Source organism: Pseudomonas sp. S2_B10, assembly GCF_054668425.1.
Window position 1 is genome coordinate 4,103,787 of the sequence record NZ_CP162768.1, and the last position, 15,939, is coordinate 4,119,725.

At 61.0% G+C, this 15,939-nt stretch carries 11 protein-coding genes; 9 read left to right on the forward strand and 2 right to left on the reverse strand.

Features of this window, described 5'->3' with window-relative positions; translation table 11 throughout:
• Window positions 1-18: 18 nt before the first annotated feature.
• Entirely contained in the window at window positions 19-1,509 is a 1,491-nt protein-coding gene (locus AB4O45_RS18255; protein WP_460160405.1) for a leucyl aminopeptidase, read from the reverse strand.
• Between the two features lie 296 nt (window positions 1,510-1,805).
• On the opposite strand from AB4O45_RS18255, the gene lptF reads away from it, so the two are divergent.
• The 8 genes from lptF to pdxJ all read left to right on the forward strand — a co-directional run bounded on the left by lptF (window position 1,806) and on the right by pdxJ (window position 10,211).
• Window positions 1,806-2,927 (forward strand): LPS export ABC transporter permease LptF, encoded by a 1,122-nt coding sequence (lptF, locus tag AB4O45_RS18260; protein WP_016771566.1) that lies wholly within the window; start codon window positions 1,806-1,808, stop codon window positions 2,925-2,927.
• Window positions 2,920-3,981, forward strand: coding sequence for an LPS export ABC transporter permease LptG (gene lptG, locus AB4O45_RS18265; protein WP_056783092.1), 1,062 nt, complete (start codon window positions 2,920-2,922; stop codon window positions 3,979-3,981). Before lptF ends, lptG begins: the two co-directional genes overlap by 8 nt.
• Window positions 3,982-4,154: 173 nt before the next feature.
• Window positions 4,155-5,951, forward strand: a complete 1,797-nt coding sequence (gene lepA / locus AB4O45_RS18270; protein ID WP_016771564.1) for a translation elongation factor 4 — start codon at window positions 4,155-4,157, stop codon at window positions 5,949-5,951.
• 9 nt (window positions 5,952-5,960) lie between these two features.
• A complete protein-coding gene (gene lepB, locus AB4O45_RS18275; protein ID WP_056783094.1) occupies window positions 5,961-6,815 on the forward strand; it encodes a signal peptidase I in 855 nt (284 codons plus the stop codon).
• 169 nt (window positions 6,816-6,984) lie between these two features.
• Window positions 6,985-7,674: a ribonuclease III gene (rnc, locus tag AB4O45_RS18280; RefSeq protein WP_024011703.1), complete on the forward strand. Its 690-nt coding sequence runs from the start codon at window positions 6,985-6,987 to the stop codon at window positions 7,672-7,674.
• The gene (era, locus tag AB4O45_RS18285) at window positions 7,667-8,569 is read left to right on the forward strand and encodes a GTPase Era (protein WP_016771562.1); all 903 of its coding nucleotides are present in this window, start codon (window positions 7,667-7,669) and stop codon (window positions 8,567-8,569) included. Before rnc ends, era begins: the two co-directional genes overlap by 8 nt.
• Window positions 8,570-8,735: 166 nt before the next feature.
• Window positions 8,736-9,425 carry a DNA repair protein RecO gene (recO, locus tag AB4O45_RS18290; protein WP_041479514.1) on the forward strand — a complete coding sequence of 230 codons (690 nt, stop codon included), beginning with the start codon at window positions 8,736-8,738 and terminating at the stop codon, window positions 9,423-9,425.
• Window positions 9,426-9,464: 39 nt separating this feature from the next.
• Complete coding sequence (gene pdxJ / locus AB4O45_RS18295; protein WP_460160406.1) at window positions 9,465-10,211, forward strand: pyridoxine 5'-phosphate synthase; 747 nt, start codon at window positions 9,465-9,467, stop codon at window positions 10,209-10,211.
• Window positions 10,212-10,294: 83 nt separating this feature from the next.
• On the opposite strand, the gene mltF is transcribed toward pdxJ, so the two are convergent.
• The gene (gene mltF, locus AB4O45_RS18300; protein ID WP_081932530.1) at window positions 10,295-11,755 is read right to left on the reverse strand and encodes a membrane-bound lytic murein transglycosylase MltF; all 1,461 of its coding nucleotides are present in this window, start codon (window positions 11,753-11,755) and stop codon (window positions 10,295-10,297) included.
• A gap of 285 nt (window positions 11,756-12,040) precedes the next feature.
• Between mltF and purL the strand changes: the two genes are divergently transcribed.
• Window positions 12,041-15,937, forward strand: a complete 3,897-nt coding sequence (gene purL / locus AB4O45_RS18305) for a phosphoribosylformylglycinamidine synthase (protein ID WP_095180438.1) — start codon at window positions 12,041-12,043, stop codon at window positions 15,935-15,937.
• The last annotated feature ends 2 nt before the right edge of the window (window positions 15,938-15,939 follow it).

Consider the following 15,939-nt stretch of genomic DNA (forward strand, 5'->3'; position numbering starts at 1 on the left):
CGCCGCCCATCAGCGGTGTCAGGCTTTGGCGCGATCGAGCAGGTACTGGGTCAGTAGCGGAACCGGACGGCCAGTGGCGCCCTTGTCCTTGCCGCCGCTGGTCCATGCCGTGCCGGCGATGTCCAGGTGCGCCCAGTTGAGGTTCTTGGTGAAGCGCGACAGGAAGCAGGCGGCAGTGATGGTGCCGGCCTTCGGCCCGCCAATGTTGGCGATGTCGGCGAACGGGCTGTCCAGCTGCTCTTGATACTCGTCGAACAGCGGCAGTTGCCAGGCGCGGTCGTCGGCAGCCTTGCCGGCGCTGAGCAATTGCTCGATCAGTTCGTCGTTGTTGCCCAGCAGGCCGGACGTGTGTGCGCCCAGGGCCACCACGCAAGCGCCGGTCAGGGTGGCGATGTCGATCACCGCTTGTGGCTTGAAGCGCTCGGCGTAGGTCAGCGCATCGCACAGCACCAGACGGCCTTCGGCGTCGGTGTTGAGGATTTCCACGGTCTGGCCGCTCATGGTGGTGACGATATCGCCCGGACGGGTCGCGTTGCCGCTTGGCATGTTTTCGGCGCAGGCGAGGATGCACACCAGATTGATCGGCAGTTTCAACTCAAGCACAGCGCGCAACGTGCCGAACACAGAGGCAGCGCCGCCCATGTCGTACTTCATCTCGTCCATGCCGGCGCCCGGCTTCAGGCTGATGCCACCGGTGTCGAAGGTGATGCCCTTGCCGACCAGCGCGTATGGCTTCTCGGATTTCTTGCCGCCGTTGTATTGCATGACGATCAGGCGTGGCGGCTGGGCGCTGCCCTGGCCCACGGCGTAGAACGAACCCATGCCGAGGGATTTGATCTTCTTCTCGTCGAGGACTTCGACTTTCAGATCCTTGAACTCTTTGCCCAGATTCTTGGCCTGTTCGCCCATGAACGTCGGGTGGCAGATGTTCGGCGGCAGGTTGCCCAGATCGCGGGTGAAGGCCATGCCGTTGGCGATGGCGGTGGCGTGGTTCACGGCGCGCTGCACTTCGGCTTGCGCAGCCTTGATGGTCAGCAGGGTGATTTTCTTCAGCGCGCGCGGTTCGGCTTTCTGGCTCTTGAACTGGTCGAAGGTGTAGCCGCCGTCGATCAGGGTTTCCGCCAGCAGGCGGGTCTTGCCGTAGCTGTCGCGACCTTTGACGATGACTTCATCCAGCGCCAGCACGGCATCACCGCCGCCCAGGCCTTTGAGGGTGTTGAGGATGCCGGCAACGATTTTGCGGAACGGACGGTCGCCCAGTTCCTCGTCCTTGCCCACGCCGACCAGCAACACGCGCTCGGCTTTGAGATTCGGCAGGCTGTGCAGCAGCAGGCTTTGACCGACCTTGCCGGCCAGGTCGCCACGCTTGAGCACGGCGCTGATGGCACCACCGCTCGACTCGTCGACCAGTCTGGCGGCGACACCGAGTTTGCGGCCTTCGCCGACGGCAACCACCAGGGTGGCGGTTTTCAACGTTTCTGGGCTAACGCTTTTTACAACCAGTTCCATGTCCGGATCCCTGAATGAATGGTCAACACGCAGGCGTTCGACGCTGTCCGCAGTCGCCTGCTTATAGATAGAAGAGGCGCAGGCCAAAGCCTGCGACAAGGGCCGCAGTTTGAACCTCGCTCCCCGCGCCTGACAACCCTCAGCAAAGGATTACAGCGATGGATGAGTGTGCGCAGTGACAGGCGCACCCAATCACAGGATAATGCCGCATCTTTTTTCGACCGCTCTGCATGGCGGGCCGGTCGATGTGTTTGCTTGTTTGGCCGCCTTAGCCTGACAACCCTGGAGTGTCTGGTTTGATCGTCTTCCGTTATCTGTCCCGCGAAGTCCTGTTGACCCTCAGCGCCGTAAGTGCCGTGCTGCTGGTCATCATCATGAGCGGTCGCTTCATCAAATACCTGGCGCAGGCTGCGGCCGGTCAGCTCGATCCGGGCTCGCTGTTCCTGATCATGGGCTTTCGTCTGCCGGGTTTCCTGCAACTGATTCTGCCGCTGGGCCTGTTCCTCGGGATCCTGCTGGCCTACGGTCGCCTGTACCTTGAAAGCGAAATGACCGTGCTTTCGGCCACCGGCATGAGCCAGCAGAAGCTGTTTCGCATGACCCTGTTTCCGGCGACGCTGGTGGCACTGGTGGTCGCGTGGCTGAGCCTCGGCCTGGCTCCGCAGGGCGCCAACCAGTTTCAGCTGCTGCTGAACAAGCAGGACGCGCTGACCGAGTTCGATACCCTCGAGCCGGGCCGCTTCCAGGCCCTGCGTGATGGCACTCGGGTGACCTACACCGAAACCCTGAGCGACGATCGCGTCAATCTCGGCAGCGTGTTCATCTCGCAGAAGAACCTCGGTGCCGATAAGAAGGACCGCGGGATTTCCGTACTGGTGGCCGAGTCGGGCCGTCAGGAAATCCGCCCCGATGGCAATCGCTACCTGATTCTCGACAACGGCTATCGTTATGACGGCAGCCCCGGGCAGGCCGATTACCGCGCCATCCATTACGAAACCTACGGCGTGCTGCTGCCCAAGCCGGACGTCAGCGAAGAAGTCACCGATCGCGATGCGATGCCGACCTCGTCCCTGTGGGGCAGCGACGACATTCGTTCGAAAACCGAACTGCAATGGCGTATGTCGCTGCCGTTGCTGGTGTTCATCGTGACCCTGATGGCGGTGCCGCTGTCGCGGGTGAATCCGCGCCAAGGGCGTTTTCTCAAGCTGCTGCCGGCGATTCTTCTTTATATGGCTTACCTGACCATCCTGATTGCCGCTCGCGGCGCCCTTGAAAAAGGCAAGATCCCGCCGGCCCTCGGTCTGTGGTGGGTACACGCGATCTTTTTGGTGATCGGCCTCGGCCTGCTTTACTGGGAGCCGCTGCGCCTGAAACTGGCCAGCCGTCGCAGCGCTGCGCTGGAGGTGGCCCGTGGTTAAACTCGACCGCTACATCGGCAGCAGCGTGTTCATGGCGATCATCGCCGTGCTGGCGATCATCCTCGGCCTGGCGACGCTGTTTGCCTTCATCGATGAAATGGGCGACGTCAGCGACACCTACACCCTGGTCGACGTGCTCGGTTTTGTATTGCTGACCGCACCGCGCCGGCTGTATGAAATGTTGCCGATGGCCGCATTGATCGGCTGCCTCATCGGTCTCGGCAGTCTGGCCAGCAGCAGTGAGCTGACGGTCATGCGCGCTGCTGGCGTGTCGATCGGCCGTATCGTCTGGGCTGTGATGAAGCCGATGCTGGTGCTGATGCTCGCCGGCGTGCTGATCGGCGAATACGTCGCCCCGGCCACCGAAAGCATGGCCCAGGCCAATCGCTCGCTGGCCCAGGGCAGCGGCGATGCGCAAAGCGCCAAGCACGGTATGTGGCACCGTCAGGGTGAAGAATTCATCCACATCAACGCGGTTCAGCCGAACGGTCTGTTGTACGGCGTGACGCGCTATCACTTCGACAAGGAGCGCCATCTGCTCAGCTCCAGCTTCGCCAAGAAGGCCGAGTTCGACGGCACCAAGTGGCAGCTCACCGACGTTGCCACCACGCTGTTCCATGAGCGCAGTACTGAAGTGGTCAACAGTCCGAGCGAGGAGTGGGACGTGGCGTTGAGCCCGCAGCTGCTCAGCACCGTGGTGATGGCGCCGGAATCGCTGTCGATCAGCGGTCTGTGGGGCTACATCCACTATCTGGCGGAGCAGGGCCTGAGCAATGGTCGCTACTGGCTGGCATTTTGGGTCAAGGTGTTGCAGCCGCTGGTGACCGCCGCGCTGGTGCTGATGGCGATCTCGTTCATCTTCGGCCCACTGCGCTCGGTGACCCTTGGTCAGCGGGTCTTCACTGGCGTGCTGGTGGGCTTCACCTTCCGCATCGTCCAGGATCTGCTGGGGCCATCGAGTCTGGTGTTCGGTTTCTCGCCGCTGTTTGCGGTGCTGGTGCCGGCCGGCGTGTGTGCGCTGGCGGGTGTCTGGCTGCTCAGGCGAGCGGGCTGATGAACAAGCTTTCATTCAGCGCTTGAGCCCTGAAAACGCCTCGGTCGCCAGACCGGGGCGTTTTTGCATGCGATCCGGGTGACAGGCGAACGTGACGCTTGCGCCGTGTATCAGGTACAATTCCCGGCTATTTTTCGGCGGGCCAAGCCTGCAGCCTTTTTGAGTGTTGATCCGTGAGTGATTTGAGTCATATCCGCAATTTCTCCATCATCGCCCACATTGACCATGGCAAGTCGACGCTGGCTGACCGTTTCATCCAGATGTGCGGCGGCCTGGCCGAGCGTGAAATGGAAGCCCAGGTACTGGATTCCATGGATCTTGAGCGTGAACGCGGGATCACCATCAAGGCCCATAGCGTCACCCTCTATTACAAAGCCAAAGACGGCATCACCTACCAGCTGAACTTCATTGACACCCCGGGCCACGTCGACTTCACCTACGAAGTCAGCCGTTCCCTGGCCGCGTGCGAAGGTGCCTTGCTGGTGGTCGATGCGGGGCAGGGCGTAGAAGCCCAGTCCGTGGCCAACTGCTACACCGCCATCGAGCAGGGCCTGGAGGTCATGCCGGTACTGAACAAGATCGACCTGCCACAGGCCGAGCCGGATCGCGTCAAGGACGAGATCGAGAAGATCATCGGCATCGACGCAACCGACGCCGTTACTTGCAGCGCCAAGACCGGCCTGGGTGTCGACGAAGTGCTCGAGCGTCTGGTGCACACCATTCCTGCGCCGACCGGCAACATCGAAGATCCGCTGCAAGCGTTGATCATCGACTCCTGGTTCGACAACTACCTGGGCGTTGTTTCCCTGGTACGCGTGCGCCACGGCCGTGTGAAGAAGGGCGACAAGATTCTGGTCAAGTCCACCGGCAAGGTGCACCTGGTCGACAGCGTCGGCGTGTTCAACCCGAAACACACCGCCACCGTTGATCTGAAGGCCGGCGAAGTGGGCTTCATCATCGCCAGCATCAAGGACATTCACGGTGCACCGGTCGGTGACACCCTGACCCTGAGCTCCACCCCTGATGTGCCGGTGCTGCCGGGCTTCAAACGCATTCAGCCACAGGTTTACGCCGGTCTGTTCCCGGTCAGTTCCGACGACTTCGAGGATTTCCGCGAAGCGCTGCAGAAGCTGACCCTTAACGACTCGTCGCTGCAGTACACCCCGGAAAGCTCCGACGCCCTGGGCTTCGGCTTCCGTTGCGGCTTCCTCGGCATGCTGCACATGGAGATCATTCAGGAGCGCCTCGAGCGCGAATACGACCTGGACCTGATCACCACCGCGCCGACAGTAATTTTCGAGCTGGTGCTGAAAACCGGTGAAACGATTTACGTCGACAACCCGTCGAAGCTTCCGGATGTGTCGGCGATCGAGGACATGCGCGAGCCAATCGTGCGCGCCAATATCCTCGTGCCGCAGGAACACCTGGGCAACGTCATCACCCTGTGCATCGAGAAACGCGGCGTTCAGGTCGACATGCTGTTCCTCGGCAATCAGGTGCAAGTCACCTACGACCTGCCGATGAACGAAGTGGTCCTGGACTTCTTCGATCGTCTCAAATCCACCAGCCGCGGCTATGCTTCGCTGGACTACCATTTCGATCGTTACCAATCGGCTAATCTGGTGAAACTGGACGTGCTGATCAACGGCGACAAGGTCGATGCCCTGGCATTGATCGTGCACCGTGACAATTCGCACTTCAAAGGTCGCCAGTTGACCGAGAAGATGAAAGAACTGATTCCTCGTCAGATGTTCGACGTGGCGATTCAGGCCGCCATCGGTGGTCAGATCGTGGCCCGGACAACCGTCAAGGCGCTCAGAAAGAACGTATTGGCCAAATGCTACGGCGGTGACGTCAGTCGTAAGAAGAAGCTGCTCGAGAAGCAGAAGGCCGGTAAGAAACGCATGAAACAGGTCGGCAACGTGGAAATTCCACAGGAAGCCTTCCTCGCCGTGCTCAGGTTGGAATAATCAGGTCCTATGTCGCTAAATTTCCCGCTGTTGCTGGTCATCGCCGTGTTCGTCTGCGGCCTGTTGGCGTTGATTGATCTGCTGTTCCTGGCACCGCGTCGGCGGGCTGCCATTGCCTCTTATCAAGGCAGTGTCAGCCAACCCGAGCCTGTGGTGGTCGAGAAGCTGAACAAAGAGCCGCTGCTGGTTGAATACGGCAAGTCGTTCTTTCCGGTGCTGTTCATCGTCCTGGTGCTGCGTTCGTTCCTGGTGGAGCCGTTCCAGATTCCGTCCGGCTCGATGAAACCGACGCTGGACGTCGGCGACTTCATTCTGGTGAACAAGTTTTCCTACGGCATCCGTCTGCCGGTGATCGACAAGAAGATCATCGAAGTCGGTGACCCGCAGCGCGGCGATGTGATGGTGTTCCGCTACCCGAGCGACCCGAACGTCAACTACATCAAGCGTGTGGTGGGCCTGCCGGGTGACACTGTGCGTTACACCGCCGACAAGCGTCTGTTCGTCAACGGTGAGTCGATCGCCGAGAAGATGGCCGGCGCCGAAGCAGGTTCGCTGGGCAGTGCGGAGCTCTATCAGGAAAAACTCGGCGCAGCCGAGCACCTGATCCGCAAGGAAATGAGCCGTTACCGCGCCACTCCGGATCGTTCGTGGACGGTGCCTGCCGGGCACTACTTCATGATGGGCGACAACCGCGACAATTCGAACGACAGCCGCTACTGGGATGATCCGAACATTCCCAAGGATCTGCTGGGCATGGTTCCCGACAAGAATATTGTCGGCAAGGCCTTCGCGGTCTGGATGAGCTGGCCAGAGCCGAAACTCAGCCACCTGCCGAATTTCTCGCGGGTCGGCCTGATCAAGTAATCAAACACGGCGCTGTTGACCACAGCGCCGAATGCATTTCTGGAGCCGGCACAATCGGCTTCGCAATCGCCAGGATCTATTTTTTGAACACAGCGTTAATTGTCCCAGGCCTGCGCCGTACCCCGGCGATGGCAGTGGAAACCAGCCACGAACTCAGCGTGGGTAAACCGTGAGCGTTTCTCTAAGCCGTCTCGAGCGCCAGCTCGGCTACACCTTCAAGGACCAGGAGCTGATGCTGCTGGCCCTCACGCACCGCAGTTTTGCCGGGCGCAACAACGAGCGTCTGGAATTCCTCGGTGATGCCATCCTCAACTTCGTCGCTGGCGAGGCGCTGTTCGATCGCTTCCCGCTGGCCCGCGAAGGCCAGTTGTCGCGTTTGCGCGCACGGCTGGTAAAAGGTGAGACGCTGGCCGTACTGGCTCGCGGTTTCGACCTCGGCGATTATCTGCGCCTGGGTTCGGGTGAACTGAAGAGCGGTGGTTTTCGCCGTGAATCCATTCTGGCCGATGCCCTCGAAGCGTTGATTGGCGCGATCTACCTCGATGCCGGCATGGACGTCGCCCGCGAGCGCGTGCTGGCGTGGCTGGCTGGCGAATTCGAAGGCCTGACGCTGGTCGACACCAACAAGGATCCGAAAACCCGCTTGCAGGAACACCTGCAATCGCGCGGTTGCGAACTGCCACGCTACGAAGTGGTGGATATCCAGGGCGAACCGCACTGCCGTACCTTCTTCGTCGAGTGCGAAGTGGTCTTACTGAATGAAAAAAGCCGAGGTCAGGGTGTGAGCCGTCGTATTGCCGAACAGGTAGCGGCCGCCGCAGCACTGATTGCCCTGGGCGTGGAGAATGGCAATGACTGATACAAACGCAACTCGCTGTGGCTACGTTGCCATCGTCGGCCGTCCCAACGTCGGCAAGTCGACGCTGCTCAACCACATCCTCGGGCAGAAGCTCGCGATCACCTCGCGCAAGCCGCAGACTACCCGCCACAACATGCTCGGGATCAAGACCGAGGGCGACGTCCAGGCGATCTACGTCGACACTCCGGGCATGCACAAGGGTGGCGAAAAGGCCCTGAACCGTTACATGAACAAAACCGCTTCGGCGGCGTTGAAAGACGTCGACGTGGTGATCTTCGTCGTCGACCGCACCAAGTGGACCGACGAAGACCAGATGGTGCTCGAGCGTGTGCAATACGTGACCGGCCCGCTGATCGTCGCGCTGAACAAGACCGATCGCATCGAAGACAAAGCCGAGCTGATGCCGCACCTGAGCTGGTTGCAGGAACAGCTGCCAAACGCCCAGATCATCCCGATTTCCGCGCAGCACGGGCACAATCTCGAAGCGCTGGAAAAGGTCATCGCCGATCACTTGCCGGAGAATGATCACTTCTTCCCGGAAGACCAGATCACTGACCGCAGCAGCCGTTTCCTTGCCGCCGAACTGGTGCGCGAGAAAATCATGCGCCAGATGGGTGCCGAGCTGCCGTACCAGATCACCGTCGAAATCGAAGAATTCAAGCAGCAGGGCAAGACCCTGCACATCCACGCGCTGATTCTCGTCGAGCGTGACGGCCAGAAGAAAATCATCATTGGCGACAAGGGCGAGCGCATCAAGCGCATCGGCACCGAAGCGCGCAAGGACATGGAGCTGCTGTTCGACTCCAAGATCATGCTCAACCTGTGGGTCAAGGTGAAGGGCGGCTGGTCCGATGACGAGCGCGCGCTGCGTTCGCTGGGTTATGGCGATCTGTAAGTAGCGATCTCGAAAACACCGCTACTCACTGTGGGAGCGAGCCTGCTCGCGAAGAGGATGTAACACTCAGCATTGATGTTGACTGTCACTCCGCTTTCGCGAGCAGGCTCGCTCCCACAGTGGTTTTGGGTTGTATGTAAAACCGCGTTTTTTCATCGAGAACTCAATGTCGCAAAACCCGCCTCCCGCCCAACCCGCCTATGTCCTGCATTCGCGCGCCTATCGCGAAACCAGCGCATTGGTCGATTTCCTCACGCCGCAAGGTCGGCTGCGGGCGGTGTTGCGCAGTGCGCGGGGCAAGGCCGGGACGCTGGCGCGGCCGTTCGTGGCGCTGGAGGTCGAGTTCCGTGGCAAGGGCGAGCTGAAGAATGTCGGGCGCATGGAAAGCTCCGGCACCTCCGCCTGGCTCAATGGCGAGGCGCTGTTCAGCGGCCTCTATCTCAACGAGCTGTTGATTCGGCTGTTGCCTGCCGAAGATCCGCATCCCGCCGTATTCGACCACTATGCCGCGACCTTGCTGGCGCTGGCCGAAGGTCGACCGCTGGAGCCATTGTTGCGCTCCTTCGAATGGCGATTGCTGGATGATCTCGGCTACGGCTTCTCCATGAACACTGACATCCACGGTGAGCCCGTCGCTGCTGACGGTCTCTATCGCCTGCAAGTCGATGCCGGTCTCGAAAGGGTGTATCTGCTGCAGCCAGGCCTGTTCAACGGTACCGAGCTGCTGGCCATGGCCGAAGCCGACTGGTCGGCGCCTGGTGCGCTGTCGGCGGCCAAGCGTCTGATGCGCCAGGCGCTGGCGGTGCATTTGGGCGGGCGTCCGCTTGTCAGTCGCGAGCTGTTTCGCAAGCCCTGATATGCTGTGCGCCGAACCTTTCAATTCAGGAGCGCATCCGTGACCAGCAGCAATCGCATTCTTCTCGGCGTGAACATCGACCACGTCGCCACCTTGCGTCAGGCCCGTGGCACGCGCTACCCGGATCCGGTCAAGGCGGCGCTGGATGCAGAAGAGGCGGGCGCCGATGGCATCACCGTGCACCTGCGTGAAGACCGTCGGCACATCCAGGAGCGCGACGTGTTGCTGCTCAAGGATGTGCTGCAGACGCGCATGAATTTCGAAATGGGCGTCACCGAAGAAATGATGGCGTTCGCCGAGCGTATTCGCCCGGCGCACATCTGCCTGGTCCCGGAAACCCGTCAGGAGCTGACCACCGAAGGTGGTCTGGATGTGGCGGGGCAGGAAGAACGCATCAGGGCTGCGGTCGAGCGCTTGTCGAAAATCGGCAGCGAAGTGTCGCTGTTCATCGATGCTGACGAGCGCCAGATCGCCGCCTCCAAGCGCGTCGGAGCTCCGGCAATCGAGCTGCACACCGGTCGTTATGCCGATGCTGAAACCCCGACTGAAGTGGCCGAGGAATTGAAGCGTGTGGCGGATGGCGTTGCGTTTGGTCTGGCCCAAGGCTTGATCGTTAACGCCGGTCACGGCCTGCATTACCACAACGTCGAGGCCGTGGCGGCGATCAAAGGCATCAACGAACTGAACATCGGCCACGCGCTGGTGGCGCATGCGTTGTTCGTGGGCTTCAAGTCCGCCGTATCGGAAATGAAAGCGCTGATTCTGGCTGCTGATCTCAAGGGCTAAGATCAAAAGATCGCAGCCTTCGGCAGCTCCTACAGGTGTACACATAACCCTGTAGGAGCTGCCGAAGGCTGCGATCTTTTGCTTTAAAGAGGGGCGGGCTCTTGCGCCGGTTTCGACTTGTCGATCGCCGGCACATGCAGGTTGCCCTCGGCCACCTGATCGCCCTCAAGCTGCGGCTGGGTCACCCAAGTCAGGATGTCGTAGTAGCGACGGATGTTCGCCACGAAGTGCACCGGTTCGCCACCCCGGGCGTAACCGTAGCGGGTCTTGCTGTACCACTGCTTCTGCGAGAGGCGCGGCAGGATCTTTTTCACGTCCAGCCACTTGTCCGGATTCAAGCCTTCCTTCGCCGCCAGTTTGCGCGCGTCATCCAGGTGGCCGCTGCCGACGTTGTACGCCGCCAGGGCGAACCAGGTGCGATCCGGTTCCTGGATCGAATCGTCGAGCTGATCTTTCATATAAGCCAGGTACTTGGCACCGCCCATAATGCTCTGCTTGGGATCGAGGCGGTTCGACACGCCCATCGCCTGCGCGGTGTTCTGGGTCAGCATCATCAGACCGCGCACGCCGGTTTTCGAGGTCACCGTCGGCTGCCACAGGGATTCCTGATAACCGATGGCGGCCAGCAGGCGCCAGTCGACTTTCTCTTTCTTCGCGTAGTTCTTGAAGTGCTGTTCGTATTTCGGCAGGCGCTGCTGCAAGTGCTGGGCGAAGGTGGTGGCGCCCATGTAGCCAAGCACATCAACGTGGCCGTAGTAGCGGTCCTTCAGGCGTTGCAGGGTGCCGTTCTTCTGCACCTTGTCCAGATAGGCGTTGATTTCATTGAGCAGGCTGTTGTCTTCGCCCGGGCCCACCGCCCAGCTCTGGCTGCGCGCGTCGCCGAGGTCGAAGGCCACGCGGATGTTGGTGAAGTACACCTGATTCATCGCCACTTCGTTGGAGTCGACCAGGGTCAGGTCAATCTGGCCTTCATCGACCATGCGCAGCAGATCGACCACTTCAACGGCGTCGGATTCTTCGTATTCGATGCCGGGATATTTCTGTTTCAGCGCGGCCAGTTGTTCGGCGTGGGTGCTGCCCTTGAGCACGGTGATCTTCTTGCCGACCAGATCCGCCGGATCGGTGGGGCGCGACTGGCCGTTGCGGTAGATGATCTGCGGAGTGACTTCGAGGTAGGAGTGGGAGAACCGCACCTGCTTCTTGCGTTCATCGCTGCTGACCAGACCGGCGGCCGCGAGTACCGGGCCGTTCGGCTTGCCGACCTGGTTGAACAGGTCATCGAGATTGTCGGCCGTCTCGATCTTCAGCTCGACGCCCAAATCGTCGGCGAAGCGCTTCACCAGCTCGTATTCGAAGCCGGTTTCACCGCTGCGATCCTGAAAGTAGGTGGCGGGGCTGTTGCGGGTAACCACGCGCAGCACACCATCCTCCTTTACGCGCTCGAGTGTGTTGGGTTTATCAACACAGCCACCGAGCATCAGGAAGAGTCCGGTTGCGATCAGCCATTTGGCGTATCGCGGACGCAAAGCCGTTGGGAAAAACATCTGCGCAGTATACGCAAACGGCCACGGGCGCCATATCTCGACAGCGTAGGACTAGTCTGCTAGCGATCACAAAATCGAACGAAATCCCTTGAATACGGGCCTTCAGGGCATTTTGTTACAGTAAAAAAAAGCCATGCTGAAACGCTCGATTTACCTGACCCCGAAGGCAGAAACACAGATTGCTACCCGAGTGCAACCGTGCGTAGCGTTTCGGGTGATGTTGAGGTCGGTTTAGGCTAGAATGCACGGCCTCAAAGCACACCCCTTCCCGAGGCTGTCCCGAAGATGTTGATCCTGCGCGGCGCTCCTGCCCTTTCTGCCTTTCGCCACAGCAAACTCCTTGAGCAACTGAGCCAGAAGGTTCCAGCTGTCAGTGGCCTGTATGCTGAATTCGCTCACTTCGCCGAAGTCACCGGCGTCCTGACCGGCGACGAACAGCAGGTGCTAGCGCGCCTTCTGAAGTACGGCCCAAGTGTTCCGGTTCAAGAGCCGACCGGTCGTCTGTTTCTGGTGTTGCCGCGTTTCGGCACCATCTCGCCGTGGTCGAGCAAGGCCAGCGACATCGCCCGCAACTGCGGCCTGAGCAAGATCCAGCGCCTGGAACGCGGTATCGCCTTCTATGTTGCAGGGCAGTTCAGCGAAGCCGAAGCCCAGCTGATTTCGGACGCGCTGCATGACCGCATGACCCAGATCGTGCTGGCCAACCTCGAGCAGGCCGCCGGACTGTTCAGCCACGCCGAGCCGAAGCCGCTGACCGCCATCGACATCCTCGGTGGCGGCCGCGCCGCGCTGGAAAAGGCCAACACCGAGCTGGGCCTGGCCCTGGCCGAAGACGAGATCGACTATCTGGTCAACGCCTTCAACGGTCTGAAGCGCAACCCGCACGACATCGAACTGATGATGTTTGCCCAGGCCAACTCCGAGCACTGCCGCCACAAGATCTTCAACGCCAGTTGGGACATTGACGGCCAGAGCCAGGAAAAAAGCCTGTTCGGCATGATCAAGAACACCTATCAGATGCACAGCGAAGGCGTGCTGTCCGCTTACAAGGACAACGCTTCGGTGATTGTCGGCAACGTTGCCGGCCGCTTCTTCCCGAACCCTGAAACCCGCCAGTACGGCGCGGTGCAGGAGCCGGTGCACATCCTGATGAAGGTTGAAACCCATAACCACCCGACCGCGATTGCTCCGTTCCCGGGCGCATCCACCGGTTCCGGTGGCGAGATCCGTGACGAAGGTGCAACCGGTCGTGGCGCCAAGCCCAAGGCCGGCCTCACCGGTTTTACCGTCTCCAACCTGCAGATCCCGGGCTTCGAACAGCCGTGGGAAGTGCCGTACGGCAAGCCTGAGCGCATCGTCACCGCGCTGGACATCATGATCGAAGGCCCGCTCGGCGGCGCTGCGTTCAACAACGAATTCGGCCGTCCGGCGCTGACCGGCTACTTCCGTACCTTCGAGCAGTCGATCACCACCCCGCACGGCGACGAAGTTCGCGGTTACCACAAGCCGATCATGCTCGCTGGCGGCATGGGCAACATCCGTGAAGAACACGTCAAGAAAGGCGAGATCGTCGTCGGCTCCAAGCTGATCGTGCTCGGCGGCCCGGCGATGTTGATCGGTCTCGGTGGCGGCGCGGCTTCGTCGATGGCCACCGGCACCAGTTCGGCGGATCTGGATTTCGCTTCCGTGCAGCGTGAAAACCCTGAAATGGAGCGTCGCTGCCAGGAAGTCATCGACCGTTGCTGGCAGTTGGGCGACAAGAACCCGATCAGCTTCATTCACGACGTTGGCGCGGGCGGTCTGTCCAACGCCTTCCCGGAACTGGTCAACGACGGCGATCGCGGTGGCCGTTTCGAACTGCGCAACATTCCAAACGACGAGCCGGGTATGGCCCCGCACGAAATCTGGTCCAACGAATCCCAGGAACGTTACGTGCTGGCAGTCGGCCCGGAAGACTTCGAGCGCTTCCAGGCGATCTGCGAACGCGAGCGTTGCCCGTTTGCCGTGGTCGGGGAAGCCACTGCCGAACCGCAATTGACCGTCACCGACAGCCACTTCGGCAACAACCCGGTGGACATGCCGCTGGAAGTGTTGCTGGGCAAGGCGCCGCGCATGCACCGTTCGGTGGTTCGCGAAGCCGAGCTGGGCGATGACTTCGATCCGTCGAACCTCGACATCAGCGAGTCCATCGAACGCGTTCTGCATCATCCGGCCGTGGCCAGCAAAAGCTTCCTGATCACCATCGGCGACCGCACCATCACCGGTCTCGTCGCCCGTGACCAGATGGTCGGCCCATGGCAAGTGCCGGTGGCCGACGTTGCCGTCACCGCCACCAGTTTCGACGTCTACACCGGTGAAGCCATGGCGATGGGCGAGCGTACTCCGCTGGCTCTGCTGGACGCGCCGGCATCGGGCCGCATGGCCATCGGCGAAACCATCACCAACATTGCTGCCTCGCGGATCAACAAGCTCTCCGACATCAAACTGTCGGCGAACTGGATGTCGGCGGCCGGTCACCCGGGCGAAGACGCGCGTTTGTATGACACCGTGAAAGCGGTCGGCATGGAGCTGTGCCCTGAGCTGGGCATCACCATTCCGGTGGGCAAGGACTCGATGTCCATGGCCACGCGCTGGAACGACAACGGCGAAGATAAGACCGTCACCTCGCCAATGTCGCTGATCGTCACCGGTTTCGCGCCAGTGGCTGACATCCGTCAGACCCTGACCCCGGAACTGCGCATGGACAAGGGCACCACCGACCTGATCCTGATCGACCTCGGTCGCGGCCAGAACCGCATGGGTGCATCGATCCTCGCGCAGGTCCACGGCAAACTCGGCAAGCATGCGCCGGACGTCGATGACGCTGAAGACCTGAAAGCCTTCTTCGCGGTGATCCAGGGCCTCAATGCCGACGGTCACCTGCTGGCCTACCACGACCGTTCCGACGGTGGTCTGCTGACCTCCGTGGTGGAAATGGCCTTCGCCGGCCACTGCGGTCTGAGCCTGAACCTGGACAGCGTTGCCGAATCCGCTTCGGAAATCGCCGCGATCCTGTTCAACGAAGAACTCGGCGCAGTGATCCAGGTTCGCCAGGACGCCACCCCGGACATCCTCGCGCAGTTCAGCGCCGCCGGTCTGGGCGACTGCGTGTCGGTGATCGGTCAGCCGATCAACAATGGCCAGATCAACATCACCTTCAACGGTGACACCGTGTTCGAAGGCCAGCGTCGTCTGCTGCAACGTCAGTGGGCCGAAACCAGCTACCAGATCCAGCGTCTGCGCGACAACGCCGACTGCGCCGAGCAGGAATTCGACGCGCTGCTGGAAGAAGACAACCCGGGCCTGAGCGTCAAGCTCAGCTACGACGTCAATCAGGACATCGCCGCGCCTTACATCAAGAAAGGCATCCGGCCACAGGTTGCCGTGCTGCGTGAGCAGGGCGTCAACGGTCAGGTGGAAATGGCCGCCGCGTTCGACCGTGCCGGTTTCAGCGCGATCGACGTGCACATGAGCGATATACTCGCCGGTCGTGTCGACCTCAACGAGTTCAAAGGCCTGGTGGCCTGCGGCGGTTTCTCCTACGGCGACGTGCTTGGCGCCGGTGAAGGCTGGGCCAAGTCGGCGCTGTTCAACAGCCGCGCCCGCGATGCGTTCCAGGGCTTCTTCGAACGTAACGACAGCTTCACGCTGGGCGTGTGCAACGGTTGCCAGATGATGTCCAACCTGCACGAGCTGATCCCGGGCAGCGAGTTCTGGCCGCACTTCGTGCGCAACCGCTCCGAGCAGTTCGAAGCGCGGGTAGCGATGGTGCAGATCCAGGAATCGAATTCGATCTTCCTGCAGGGCATGGCCGGTTCGCGCATGCCGATCGCCATCGCCCACGGTGAAGGGCATGCCGAGTTCGCCAGCGAAGAAGCACTGCTGGAAGCCGATCTGTCCGGTTGCGTGGCGATGCGTTTTGTCGACAACCACGGCAAGGTCACCGAAGCCTACCCGGCCAACCCGAACGGCTCGCCGCGCGGGATCACCGGTCTGACCAGCCGTGACGGTCGCGTGACGATCATGATGCCGCACCCGGAGCGTGTGTTCCGCGCGGTGCAGAACTCGTGGCGTTCGGAAGACTGGACCGAGGATGCTCCTTGGATGCGCATGTTCCGTAATGCGCGCGTCTGGGTGAACTAAGG

What these genes read in the sequence shown, in the direction of transcription:
- AB4O45_RS18255 (WP_460160405.1), bottom strand. Translation starts at nt 1,509, where the DNA reads ATGGAACTGGTTGTAAAAAGCGTTAGCCCAGAAACGTTGAAAACCGCC.
- lepB (WP_056783094.1), top strand. Translation starts at nt 5,961, where the DNA reads ATGTCGCTAAATTTCCCGCTGTTGCTGGTCATCGCCGTGTTCGTCTGC.
- era (WP_016771562.1), top strand. Translation starts at nt 7,667, where the DNA reads ATGACTGATACAAACGCAACTCGCTGTGGCTACGTTGCCATCGTCGGC.
- recO (WP_041479514.1), top strand. Translation starts at nt 8,736, where the DNA reads ATGTCGCAAAACCCGCCTCCCGCCCAACCCGCCTATGTCCTGCATTCG.
- mltF (WP_081932530.1), bottom strand. Translation starts at nt 11,755, where the DNA reads ATGTTTTTCCCAACGGCTTTGCGTCCGCGATACGCCAAATGGCTGATC.
- purL (WP_095180438.1), top strand. Translation starts at nt 12,041, where the DNA reads ATGTTGATCCTGCGCGGCGCTCCTGCCCTTTCTGCCTTTCGCCACAGC.